The organism is Vibrio sp. Scap24 (genome assembly GCF_013394185.1).
Lineage (GTDB): Bacteria > Pseudomonadota > Gammaproteobacteria > Enterobacterales > Vibrionaceae > Vibrio > Vibrio pomeroyi.
The window spans coordinates 1,598,216-1,610,682 of record NZ_CP041332.1; the positions used below are offsets into that span (position 1 = coordinate 1,598,216).

A 12,467-nucleotide genomic window follows, 5' to 3' on the forward strand; every position below is an offset into this window, starting at 1 on the left:
ACCCTGAATTACTGTTTAAAACAGACCTTACCTAAACCGTCACCTATGTGGCGGTTTTTTTATGGCTGATCTTGATCTCAAATATCCCGCCCCAAATTAAGGCTAAGGCGCTTTTTTGTTAAGTTGGTAACAATTCCACGCTGTATCAATAGGAGATTAGACCAGTAAATTGCTGCGATTTGCGCTGAATTAGCTATAATCTGGTTCTAATTTTTAAATTTGGGTTTTTCTCACTAGAAATTAACCGCAAATTTTCAATAAAATGGCAACATTCACGTTCGTAAACACGATAAAGGAAGATAGCCCCACGATGTCTACAAAGTTTCGCATTCTAGTTTTAAATGGCCCAAACCTTAACCTGTTAGGCCTAAGAGAGCCTACACACTACGGTTCTCAAACACTTGACCAGATTATTAGCTCATTGACCGAGCAAGCGAAAGCACACGATGTTGAGCTATCTCACTTACAGTCAAATCGCGAGTATGAACTGATTGAAGCGATCCATAGTGCTTATCAAAATGTTGATTTTATCATTATCAACCCAGCAGCCTTTACACATACCAGTGTGGCATTGCGTGATGCACTACTTGGCGTTGCAATCCCATTTCTTGAGGTCCATCTATCGAATGTTCACGCGCGTGAACCATTCCGTCACCACTCTTACCTATCTGATAAAGCAGAAGGTGTGATTTGTGGCTTAGGTGCCCAAGGTTATCAATTTGCTTTGACCGCTGCGCTCAGCAAGCTCAACTCAAAGTAAACATAAACAACGAACTATTACTAACCTACTCAGTCATAGAGTAAGTTCAATTAACAGATAAAGAGAAAGAAACAATGGATATTCGCAAAATCAAAAAGCTAATCGAATTGGTTGAAGAGTCTGGTATTTCTGAGCTAGAAATCTCTGAAGGTGAAGAGTCAGTACGAATCAGTCGTAACAGCACTGCACCTGTAGCACCTGTTCAATATGCAGCAGCTCCTGCTCCTGTAGCAGCGGCAGCAGCTCCTGCGGCGGCACCTGTAGCAGCAGAAGCAGCGGCTCCAGCAGTTCCAGCGGGCCACCAAGTTCTTTCTCCAATGGTTGGTACTTTCTACGGCGCTCCAAGCCCAGACGCAAAACCATTCGTTAAAGTTGGTCAATCAGTAACAGCTGGCGAAACTCTATGTATCGTTGAAGCAATGAAAATGATGAACCAAATCGAAGCTGATAAGTCTGGTGTTGTTACCGCTATCCTAGTTGAAGACGGTCAACCAGTAGAATTCGACCAAGCTCTAGTAATTATCGAATAATAGAGAGCACTCATTATGTTAGATAAATTAGTAATCGCGAACCGTGGTGAGATTGCACTACGTATTCTGCGTGCATGTAAAGAGCTTGGCATTAAAACGGTAGCTGTTCACTCAACAGCTGACCGCGATCTTAAGCACGTACTGCTTGCAGACGAAACCATTTGTATCGGTCCAGCTCGTGGTATCGATAGCTACCTGAACATTCCTCGTATCATCAGCGCTGCTGAAGTTACAGGTGCAGTAGCCGTTCACCCTGGCTACGGCTTCCTATCTGAAAATGCAGACTTTGCAGAACAGGTAGAGCGCAGTGGCTTTATCTTTGTTGGCCCTAAAGCTGAAACTATTCGCATGATGGGTGACAAAGTGTCAGCTATCACGTCGATGAAGAAAGCTGGCGTACCTTGCGTGCCAGGTTCTGACGGTCCTCTTGATGACGACGACGCGAAAAACAAAGCGCACGCTAAGCGCATTGGTTTCCCTGTAATCATCAAGGCATCTGGCGGCGGCGGCGGTCGTGGTATGCGTGTAGTTCGTTCTGAAGCAGAACTAACAGAAGCTATCGCGATGACTCGTGCTGAAGCAAAAGCATGTTTCAACAACGACATGGTTTACATGGAGAAATTCCTAGAAAACCCACGTCACATTGAAGTACAAGTGCTTGCAGATGGCCAAGGTAATGCTATCCACCTAGGTGAGCGTGACTGTTCAATGCAACGTCGTCACCAGAAAGTTGTGGAAGAAGCACCAGCTCCAGGTATCACTGAAGAGATGCGTAAGTACATCGGCGAACGTTGTACTCGTGCTTGTCTTGAGATTGGTTACCGCGGCGCAGGTACATTTGAATTCCTATACGAGAACGGTGAGTTCTACTTCATCGAAATGAACACTCGTATCCAGGTTGAGCACACGATTACTGAAATGGTAACGGGTATCGACCTAGTGAAAGAGCAACTGCGTATCGCTGCTGGTCAGCCTCTATCATTCACTCAAGATGATATTAAGCTGCGTGGCCACTCAATCGAATGTCGTATCAATGCGGAAGATCCAGTTCGTTTCCTACCTTCTCCAGGTAAGATTGAACGTTTCCACGCACCAGGCGGCATGGGCGTACGTTGGGAATCTCATATCTACACAGGTTACACAGTGCCACCACACTACGATTCAATGATTGGTAAGCTGATCACTTACGGTGAGAACCGTGATGTTGCTATCGCTCGTATGAAGAACGCACTGGGTGAAATGATTGTTGAAGGTATTAACGTTAATACTGAACTTCAACTGTCTATTATGAACGACGAAAACTTCCAACACGGTGGTGCGAACATCCACTACCTTGAGAAGAAGCTTGGTCTGCAATAAAACTAGCCCTAAGTAATCGGTTCTTTTAAGAACATTTAAAATGCTCACTTCGGTGAGCATTTTTGTTTTTAGAGCCCCGAAAAACTCAATCTTTAATCCCCATTTTATTCCGTGGGGTTTTGGTGAATTTGCTCATATTTTCTGCTAGACTCGCCATCCAATTTTTCTCATATAGAAGATGCAGCCATGCCTTGGATTCAAATCAAGCTTAATGCTACCAATGAAAATGCCGAACAAATCGGCGACATGTTAATGGAAGAGACTGGTGCTCTTTCTGTAACTTTCCTGGATGCACAAGATACCCCTGTATTTGAGCCTCTGCCGGGTGAAACTCGCCTTTGGGGTGATACTGACATTCTCGCGCTTTACGACGCTGAGATTGATACTGGTGTCGTTCTAGCGCAGATTAAAGCAAGCAACATGTTCCCTGCAGACTTTGCTCATAAAGTAGAGCAAATTGAAGACAAGGATTGGGAACGTGAATGGATGGACAACTTCCACCCAATGAAGTTTGGTGAGCGTTTATGGATCTGCCCTAGCTGGCGCGATATCCCTGAACCTGACGCTGTAAACGTAATGCTGGATCCAGGTCTTGCATTCGGTACAGGTACTCACCCAACAACGGCATTGTGTCTTGAGTGGCTTGAAGGCCTAGACCTAACAGGCAAAACCGTGATCGACTTCGGTTGTGGTTCAGGCATCCTAGCGATCGCAGCGATCAAACTTGGCGCAGCAAAAGTTATCGGGATCGACATTGATCCTCAAGCTCTGCTTGCATCAAAAGACAACGCACAACGTAATGGCGTTGCTGAGCAACTAGAGGTGTTCTTGCCACAAGATCAACCTGAAGGTTTGCTGGCTGACGTTGTTGTTGCCAACATTCTTGCGGGTCCATTACGCGACCTTTCAGGCATCATTAAAGGCCTAGTTAAGCCAAATGGTGTGCTGGCGATGTCGGGTGTTTTAGATACACAAGCGGAAGATGTTGCGACTTATTATCGTGATGAGCTTCACATTGATCCGATCATCGAGCAACAAGAGTGGTGTCGTATCTCTGGTCGCAAGCAAGGCTAGACAAGACTTTGGGCGCTAATTGATTGAATTTTATGCAAATTACAAAAACAATTTGTAAATGCTCAAATATTAGTCTTTTCACGCAGCGAAAAAATGCGTAAAATGCGCGCCCTTGCTGGTACAGAACTGTGATGACGTTTTGAAAATCGGAAATTATCAACTTAAGAACAATCTAATCGTCGCTCCAATGGCTGGCGTAACGGATAGACCATTCCGTGAGTTGTGTCTTCGCTATGGTGCGGGGATGGCAGTCAGTGAAATGATGTCCTCCAATCCTAAGGTTTGGAAAACGTCGAAGTCTCAGCAGCGTATGGTACATGAAGGCGAATCGGGCATTCGTTCAGTACAAATCGCTGGTGCAGATCCACAGCTTATGGCCGAGGCTGCTCAATTCAATGTCGATAACGGTGCGCAAATCATCGATATCAATATGGGTTGTCCAGCCAAAAAAGTGAATAAGAAGCTTGCGGGCTCTGCCCTACTTCAGCATCCAGAACTCATTGAAGAGATCTTGAAAGCTGTCGTAAACGCAGTCGACGTTCCAGTAACGTTAAAGACTCGTACAGGCTGGGATACAGATAACAGAAACTGTGTCCAAATCGCTAAAATAGCCGAAGACTGCGGCATACAGGCACTTGCCCTTCACGGGAGAACTCGCGCTTGTATGTACAAAGGTGAGGCAGAATACAAACACATTAAAGCGGCGAAACAAGCTGTATCTATTCCGGTTATTGCTAACGGTGATATCGATAGCCCGGAAAAAGCTAAGTTTGTGCTGGAGTACACCGGCGCTGACGCTTTGATGATTGGTCGTCCTGCCCAAGGTCGTCCGTGGATTTTTAACGAAATCCTACACTATTTGGAAAACGGCACCACGATGGACCCACTCCCAATCTTGGAAGTGAAGGACATCATGCTTGGTCATGTTAACGCTCTGCATGAATTCTATGGAGAGTTTTTAGGCCCTCGCATCGCTCGTAAGCATGTGGGTTGGTATCTAAAAGAGCATGAACAAGCGAGTGAGTTTCGCCGTACCTTCAACGCACTCGAAGCAGGTGATCTGCAGCTTGAGGCGCTAGAAGGTTATTTTGATAACGTTGCACCATAATTACGAGAAGAGCTAGACCGAATATGTTCGAACAAAATCTGACTTCAGAAGCATTGACAGTGACTACAGTAACATCACAAGACCAAATCACGCAGAAACCACTACGTGATTCAGTGAAAGCATCATTGAAAAACTACCTTGCTCAATTAAACGGTCAAGAAGTCAGCGAGTTATACGAACTAGTATTAGCTGAAGTTGAACAGCCACTACTAGACACCATCATGCAGTACACTCGCGGTAACCAAACTCGCGCAGCAACTATGATGGGTATCAACCGCGGTACTCTTCGCAAGAAACTTAAAAAATACGGCATGAACTAATCGTTCTTTCGTAATTAATTGAATTGAAAGCCAAGCTCATTGATTGAGTTTGGCTTTTTTTTGGCTTGTCGATTGAGTACCAGAGAGAATCTAGTACCAGAACTGGCTATAAAAGGCGCTGTTAGCTACAGCAACGCCCCTTATCAAGGTTTGCTGAGTCCAAGGCTGCAAGAATAGAACAATGGCTCGCATCGTCGTCTATGTGGCCACAACACGCATCATTAATCTTCTTAAGTGCAGTACGAATCTTGGTGAGCTCGGTAATCTTCTCATCGATCATCTCCAGTTTAGCTGTGGTAATCGACTTCACTTCAGCGCAACTGTGCTGTGTCGCTTCCAAGCGAATCTCAAGCAATTCTTTAATCTCATCCAAACTCAGCCCCAACTCTTTGGATTTGAGAATAAAGGTCACCTGTTTCTGGTTATTTTCATCATAGAGACGATAACCCGACTCACTGCGACTGGCTGGCGCAATCAGGTTATTCTTCTCATAAAATCGCAAGGTATCGGCCGTCACACCGCATCGTTTCGCTAATTCACCGATCTGGAACATGTTTTTTCCTACTCTTTCGTCCATTCCACAATTAACCTTATCGTTACTTTTCAGGCTGAAATGGCACTTTTCACAATTAATTTTGAGATGCCAAACGATTGCGCGAGCTTTTTTGTAATAAATTAGTTAGAATCTGCGCCATCAAATTTGGAGTTGGTTATCTTATAGCGAGATCATAAGACAAACCCAAAAGGTCTTTACCAAAACTGGCCAATATTTTATCTCTTACTGGTATCTAAGATAATCCACGCTAAGAAGATAGAAACAAGTTCTTTTTTGGCAAATATCTTTATTTTAACCCCATGAATTTGAGGAAGATGGAAGCATGAATAACGCTCGTCCAATTCGCCGCGCTCTAATCAGCGTATCAGACAAAACTGGTATCGTTGAATTTGCACAAGCTCTTGCTAACCGTGGTGTAGATATTCTATCTACCGGTGGCACTGCTCGCCTGCTTGCTGAAAAAGGCATCTCTGTTACAGAAGTATCTGACTACACTGGTTTCCCTGAAATGATGGACGGCCGTGTTAAGACTCTGCACCCAAAAGTTCATGGTGGTGTTCTAGGCCGTCGTGGTCAAGACGATGACGTGATGGAAACTCACGGTATCAACCCTATCGATATGGTTGTTGTAAACCTATACCCATTCGCAGAAACCGTTGCTAAAGAAGGTTGTACCCTTGCTGATGCTGTTGAGAACATCGACATCGGCGGTCCTACAATGGTTCGCTCTGCAGCGAAAAACCACAAAGACGTGACTATCGTTGTAAACGCACACGACTACGAGCGCGTTGTAGCTGAAATGGACGCTAACGAGAAATCTCTAACGCTAGAGACTCGTTTCGACCTAGCTATCGCTGCATTCGAGCACACAGCTTCTTACGACGGCATGATCGCAAACTACTTCGGCACTATGGTTCCTAGCTACGGCGAGAACAAAGAAGGTGACGAAGAAAGCAAATTCCCTCGCACGTTCAACCAACAGTTCGAGAAGAAACAAGACATGCGCTACGGTGAGAACAGCCACCAAGCAGCAGCATTCTACGTTGAAGCAAACCCAGAAGAAGCGTCAGTGTCTACTGCTCGCCAAATTCAAGGTAAAGCACTTTCTTACAACAACATCGCTGATACCGACGCAGCACTTGAGTGCGTGAAAGAGTTCGACCAGCCAGCATGTGTGATTGTTAAGCACGCTAACCCATGTGGTGTGGCACTAGGTGAAGATATCCTAGAAGCTTACGACCGTGCATTCAAAACAGACCCAACGTCTGCATTTGGCGGCATCATAGCATTCAACCGTGAACTAGACGCTGCAACAGCAACGGCTATCACTGAGCGTCAATTCGTTGAAGTTATCATTGCACCTTCTGTTTCTGCTGAGGCAGTAGAAATCGTAGCGGCTAAGAAAAACCTTCGTCTACTTGAGTGTGGCGAGTGGACAACTAAGACAACTGGCTTTGACGTGAAACGCGTTAACGGTGGCTTGCTAGTTCAAGACCGCGACCAAGGCATGGTATCTGAAGATGACCTTAAAGTCGTTTCTAAGCGCCAACCTACAGCTGAAGAGCTAAAAGACGCACTATTCTGCTGGAAAGTAGCGAAGTACGTTAAATCTAACGCTATCGTTTACTCGAAAGGCGACATGACTATCGGTGTAGGCGCAGGCCAAATGAGCCGCGTTTACTCTGCGAAAATCGCAGGCATCAAAGCTGCAGACGAAGGTCTACAGGTTGAAGGTTGTGTGATGGCATCAGATGCATTCTTCCCATTCCGTGACGGTATCGACGCGGCAGCAGAGGCGGGTATCAAGTGTGTTATCCAACCGGGCGGTTCTATGCGTGATGACGAAGTTATCGCAGCAGCAGACGAACACGGCATGGCGATGATCTTTACGGGCATGCGTCACTTCCGCCACTAATCAGAACAGGCTCTAGGTTTTCCTAGAGCCTTTTTTATTGGTTTAAGAATTCATTACTCATGTTGGTTCAACTATCAACATGACTTAAAAGCTTAATATTTTCGATATCGTCATTCCGTATAGTGAGGCACGAGCGTAATACGGAATCTCTCTATTCAACGAACTAAGAAGATTCCCGATAGTTTCGTTCCTCAACTTCGAGAATGACGATTTTTGATGTAAGGATTAAAACATGAATGTACTTATTATCGGTGCCGGCGGCCGTGAGCACGCTTTAGGTTGGAAAGCAGCACAGAACCCAAACGTTGAAACAGTATTCATTGCTCCAGGGAACGCAGGTACTGCACTTGAGCCGAAACTTGAGAACGTAAATATCGGCGTTGAAGACATCGCAGGTTTAGTCGCGTTTGCTCAAGAGAAAAAAATCGAACTGACTATCGTTGGCCCTGAAGCGCCATTAGTTATTGGTGTGGTTGACGCATTTCGCGAAGTCGGTCTGCCGATATTTGGTCCTACTCAAGCAGCAGCGCAGCTTGAAGGTTCTAAAGCATTTACTAAAGACTTCCTAGCTCGTCATGACATCCCAACAGGTTACTACGCAAACTTCACTGAGATTGATCCAGCTATCGCTTACGTACGCGAGCAAGGCGCACCAATCGTAGTGAAAGCTGACGGTCTTGCGGCAGGTAAAGGCGTTATCGTTGCGATGACACTTGAAGAAGCTGAAGACGCTATCAAAGACATGCTTGCTGGCAACGCATTTGGCGAAGCAGGCAGCCGCGTGGTGATTGAAGAGTTTCTTGAAGGCGAAGAAGCAAGCTTCATTGTAATGGTTGACGGTTCTAGCGTTCTGCCTATGGCCACCAGCCAAGACCACAAACGTGTTGGCGACAAAGACACTGGCCCTAATACTGGCGGCATGGGTGCTTACTCTCCAGCTCCAGTTGTGACGCCGGAAATCCACAACCGTATCCTTGAGGAAGTTATCTACCCAACGGTACGTGGTATGGATGCTGAAGGCGCACCTTACACTGGTTTCCTTTACGCTGGCTTAATGATCGATGCTGACGGCACACCTAAGGTTATCGAATACAACTGCCGCTTCGGCGACCCTGAAACGCAACCTATCATGATGCGCATGGAGTCAGACCTTGTTGAGCTTTGCCTAATGGCTATCGACGAGAAACTAGATGAAGCTGAGTCTAAGTGGGATCCACGCGCTTCGATCGGTGTTGTTCTTGCAGCTGGCGGTTACCCTGCTGACTACACAAAAGGTGACGTTATTTCACTACCAACAAGCGAAGTTGAAGGCCAAAAGGTTTTCCACGCCGGTACTACAAATAACGAAGCTGGCGACGTTGTGACAAACGGCGGTCGTGTACTTTGTGCAACAGCACTAGGCAACACGGTTTCTGAGGCTCAGGAGCGCGCTTACGCGTTAACGAAGCAAGTTAGCTGGAATGGTATGTTCCACCGCAATGACATTGGTTACCGTGCGATTGCGCGCGAGCAAGAGCAGTAATCAATACTGTCACTCGCTTAATCCGAATACGGTAAGTGAGTAACGCAAAAACTGTTCGCAACAAAATGAAAGAAGGCGCCTCTAAGGCGCCTTCTTTATTGCTTAATCTGCAGCTGTACAGACAAATCAGCACTTGGCCTACCATAGGCCAAATACCCTTAATCCTTTGATTGCTCGCTACTCTTTCAGTAATGATGGCCTTGTCACACAGTCATGGCTGTCATCAGCTAACATCAGTAACTCTTCAACCGACATTTTACCGAGTGAATCACTGCCTAGAAACGCCGCATAGCTTTCCACAGACGCCAATCGATCAATCACGAAGCTTGGTAAGGTCTGGTTAAACTCAAAGCTATCAAATTCGCCGCCAGAGCATGTTTCGAAAGAGCTGCCATTCCAGTAACCCTGAATCAGTCGAAAACCTTCGTCATACTGCTTCATCGTGGTCTCTAGAACCGACTTAGCTTCTTTCTGGTAGTTCTCAAGCTGTTTAGCTTGGATAGGTAAGATCTTGTTGTTAAGACGATACTGTTGATACACAGCTTCGCCTGACTTATTGAAACGCACATGGACGCGATAAGGAACTAGTTCATTCGATGAATTACGCTGTTCGCCTTCACGAATGAATTCACGCAGTACACCTTCCGACCAAGCATAGTCAGTTTGGTACCAGCCGTAATCGCCCACAGTGACGTAGTCAGCTGAAGTATGAGGTTGTGTTAGCTTGTTGGTGACCCAGTAGAAACTTGTCGCGTCGCCCATGACTTGGCCGCCGGTATGAGTTTCAAATTGCTCTAGGTTTTTGCGAGGGCTTGTTGAAGAACAGCCAATGAGAAATGTAAATAACAGTGAAACGAGAAGAAATGCTTTTTTCATAAAAACCTGTACCGAGGTGGAATACGACTACCTCGGTACAGTTTAGATTATTTCACTGAATCTTTCAGCGCTTTACCTGCAACAAATGCTGGAACATTTGCAGCAGCGATTTGGATCTCGTCACCAGTTTTTGGGTTACGACCAGTGCGAGCTGCACGGTGGTTTACTTTAAAAGTACCAAAACCAATTAGCTGAACTTGATCGCCATCTTTAAGAGCATCTGTAACACCGCCAAGAGTCGCTTCTAGAGCAGCTTTAGCTTGTGCTTTAGAAAGGTCCGCTTTTTCAGCAATAAAGTCGATTAATTGAGTCTTGTTCATTTTAGGTTTCCCTTCTTTGTATTTTTGAATTCAATTCACTCTAAAACATAAATGCCCCATCTGGCAAAGGTTTGTCGTCGATCTTTAGCTCTAATGCCGTAGTTTTAGCCATAATATGAGTAATAACTCACAATTTGTTACTGATTTTATTGAGCAAGCCCTTGTTTAAAAGGGGCTCAGCGCAAAATTAATGATGACCTAGCCACTACTTTTTCTCTATAATCCACGCTGAATCGCTGATAAAGCGTACAATTTAATTTAAGGGCAAACATGCTGCTGCTAACTATTTACGTCTCCATTGCTATTGGAGTTTCTTTCATTTGTTCTGTTTTGGAAGCTGTACTTTTGAGTATTAGTCCGAGCTACATTGCTCAACTAAAACAAAATGGGCACCCTGCAGCAGAGTCATTAGACAAACTGAAAACAGATATTGACCGTCCACTGGCATCAATTTTAACGCTCAACACCATCGCGCACACTATCGGTGCAGCGACAGCGGGTGCACAAGCAGCGGTTGTATTTGGTAGCCAATGGTTGGGTGTATTCTCAGCTGTGCTAACTCTGGGTATTTTGGTCTTGTCTGAGATTGTTCCAAAAACGATTGGTGCAACCTACTGGCGTCAACTTGCTCCTGCATCATCAACCGTACTTCGTTGGATGGTGTTCTTCCTAACTCCGTTTGTTTGGTTCTCAGAGCAAATTACCAAGCGTCTGGCTCGTGGCCACCAAGCACCAAAAATGCGTGATGAGTTGTCTGCAATGGCGATTTTGGCTAAAGAGAGCGGTGAGTTTGCAGAAGGCGAATCAAAAATCCTGAGCAACCTACTTGGTATTCAAGACGTGCCTGTGACTCAAGTAATGACACCACGCCCGGTTGTATTCCGTGTGGATGCGGAAATGAGTGTGAATACTTTCCTTGAGCAACACAAAGACACGCCATTCTCTCGCCCGCTGGTTTACAGCGAGCAGAGCGATAACATCATCGGCTTTGTCCACCGCTTGGAGCTGTTTAGATTGCAGCAAGCCGGTTGTGGCGAAAAAGCGCTAGGTGAAGTGATGCGTCCTATTCACGTGTTGCTGAACAACATGGGCTTAGCGAAAGCTTTTGACCAAATGATGGCAAACCGCCTGCAACTGTCTTTGGTTGTTGATGAGTACGGCACAATTCAGGGCATCATCACCCTAGAAGACATCTTTGAGCACCTTGTAGGCGAAGAGATCGTCGACGAAGCAGATAAAACCACCGACATGCAAGAGCTGGCGTTTCAACGCTGGGAAAAGTGGAAAGAAACACACGGTGTTATCGAAAACCGCGATGAAGAGGACGAGCTAGAGGAAGAAACTCCAGCAGACAACGAAACCTCTGATTCAAAAACTGCGGATGAAGAGCAAGCGCCAAAAGAAGTGAAAAAAGACGCTTAATCTAGATTTGATATCGTCAGATACAATAAAGGCTCCCAAGAGAGCCTTTATTTTTATTCGTACTTTGATGCGATAACAAATTATAACGCGACACCAATGTTACTGACTGGGTCTTCACGCAGTTCGTGACGTAGGTCTTTGATAAGCTCTAGGTCACGCTCAGTCGTTTCACGTAGAGGTCGGAAGATGGCCCACTGAACATCCCACTCTTCACACACCGCTTCGTTTTCTTTCTGGTTTTCGTTTGTCACTTCATCTGCGCCTTGAGCAAACTCAAGCTCAGCAACCGTCTTCACCGATTGTTGACTCACTTTAATCACAGCTTCAAACATGTGCTCACGGTCAAGCAGACCATGGATCAGCGTTGCTAAACCTTGGCACGCGTCCATTGCAGGGTAAACACCATAGAAGTCAAAATCATCTGCGCTAGGAAATAGTTCTTCTACTTTCTCTAGTTGACGTTCAAAGTTCACCTTTGCCGTTTTAACCGTTAGGATTTCCCAAATGCTATCCAAAACATCACGATAGATTCGAGCTTCCGCAAATTCTGTATTCTCACAAAACATGGCATAGTTAGGGTACATACGCTCACATAGACACGCCATAAAGGTAATTTGTTGCCAAGGTTCTAACTTTTCAAGACGAACCTGCAGTGGATTCTGAAGCATAGTCACTCAATAATTGCAGAAAAAGACAGCGAAAGTG

At 45.5% G+C, this 12,467-nt stretch carries 13 protein-coding genes; 9 read left to right on the top strand and 4 right to left on the bottom strand.

The genetic code is table 11. From position 1 onward, the window contains the following. Positions 1–310: 310 nt before the first annotated feature. From aroQ to fis, 6 genes are all read left to right on the top strand, one after another. Positions 311–760 carry a type II 3-dehydroquinate dehydratase gene (gene aroQ / locus FLM53_RS06940; protein ID WP_176680562.1) on the top strand — a complete coding sequence of 150 codons (450 nt, stop codon included), beginning with the start codon at positions 311–313 and terminating at the stop codon, positions 758–760. Positions 761–834: 74 nt separating this feature from the next. Next, positions 835–1,290 carry an acetyl-CoA carboxylase biotin carboxyl carrier protein gene (accB, locus tag FLM53_RS06945; protein WP_048659206.1) on the top strand — a complete coding sequence of 152 codons (456 nt, stop codon included), beginning with the start codon at positions 835–837 and terminating at the stop codon, positions 1,288–1,290. Positions 1,291–1,305: 15 nt separating this feature from the next. Further along, on the top strand, positions 1,306–2,649 hold the full coding sequence (gene accC, locus FLM53_RS06950; protein WP_017633389.1) for an acetyl-CoA carboxylase biotin carboxylase subunit: 1,344 nt from the start codon (positions 1,306–1,308) through the stop codon (positions 2,647–2,649). A gap of 186 nt (positions 2,650–2,835) precedes the next feature. Then, positions 2,836–3,723: a 50S ribosomal protein L11 methyltransferase gene (prmA, locus tag FLM53_RS06955; protein WP_176680563.1), complete on the top strand. Its 888-nt coding sequence runs from the start codon at positions 2,836–2,838 to the stop codon at positions 3,721–3,723. Between the two features lie 139 nt (positions 3,724–3,862). Beyond that, positions 3,863–4,831 carry a tRNA dihydrouridine synthase DusB gene (gene dusB / locus FLM53_RS06960; protein ID WP_164913329.1) on the top strand — a complete coding sequence of 323 codons (969 nt, stop codon included), beginning with the start codon at positions 3,863–3,865 and terminating at the stop codon, positions 4,829–4,831. A 23-nt stretch (positions 4,832–4,854) separates the two neighbouring features. Continuing rightward, entirely contained in the window at positions 4,855–5,151 is a 297-nt protein-coding gene (gene fis / locus FLM53_RS06965; RefSeq protein WP_004729744.1) for a DNA-binding transcriptional regulator Fis, read from the top strand. Positions 5,152–5,272: 121 nt separating this feature from the next. Here fis and zntR read toward each other — a convergent pair whose 3' ends face one another. Beyond that, positions 5,273–5,704, bottom strand: coding sequence for a Zn(2+)-responsive transcriptional regulator (gene zntR, locus FLM53_RS06970; protein WP_017633392.1), 432 nt, complete (start codon positions 5,702–5,704; stop codon positions 5,273–5,275). A 325-nt stretch (positions 5,705–6,029) separates the two neighbouring features. Between zntR and purH the strand changes: the two genes are divergently transcribed. Together purH and purD are read left to right on the top strand one after the other, a co-directional pair. Next, a complete protein-coding gene (gene purH, locus FLM53_RS06975) occupies positions 6,030–7,622 on the top strand; it encodes a bifunctional phosphoribosylaminoimidazolecarboxamide formyltransferase/IMP cyclohydrolase (protein ID WP_010435512.1) in 1,593 nt (530 codons plus the stop codon). Between the two features lie 232 nt (positions 7,623–7,854). Then, positions 7,855–9,144 (top strand): phosphoribosylamine--glycine ligase, encoded by a 1,290-nt coding sequence (purD, locus tag FLM53_RS06980; RefSeq protein ID WP_176680564.1) that lies wholly within the window; start codon positions 7,855–7,857, stop codon positions 9,142–9,144. Positions 9,145–9,321: 177 nt separating this feature from the next. Here purD and FLM53_RS06985 read toward each other — a convergent pair whose 3' ends face one another. Together FLM53_RS06985 and hupA are read right to left on the bottom strand one after the other, a co-directional pair. Beyond that, a complete protein-coding gene (locus FLM53_RS06985; protein ID WP_176680565.1) occupies positions 9,322–10,020 on the bottom strand; it encodes a DUF1481 domain-containing protein in 699 nt (232 codons plus the stop codon). Between the two features lie 47 nt (positions 10,021–10,067). Beyond that, on the bottom strand, positions 10,068–10,340 hold the full coding sequence (gene hupA, locus FLM53_RS06990) for a nucleoid-associated protein HU-alpha (RefSeq protein WP_004729753.1): 273 nt from the start codon (positions 10,338–10,340) through the stop codon (positions 10,068–10,070). Between the two features lie 270 nt (positions 10,341–10,610). Between hupA and FLM53_RS06995 the strand changes: the two genes are divergently transcribed. Beyond that, complete coding sequence (locus FLM53_RS06995; protein ID WP_176680566.1) at positions 10,611–11,762, top strand: CNNM domain-containing protein; 1,152 nt, start codon at positions 10,611–10,613, stop codon at positions 11,760–11,762. An 80-nt stretch (positions 11,763–11,842) separates the two neighbouring features. Here the strand turns inward: FLM53_RS06995 and FLM53_RS07000 are convergent, their stop codons facing one another. Beyond that, positions 11,843–12,430 carry a YjaG family protein gene (locus FLM53_RS07000; protein ID WP_017633397.1) on the bottom strand — a complete coding sequence of 196 codons (588 nt, stop codon included), beginning with the start codon at positions 12,428–12,430 and terminating at the stop codon, positions 11,843–11,845. Positions 12,431–12,467 lie beyond the last annotated feature (37 nt).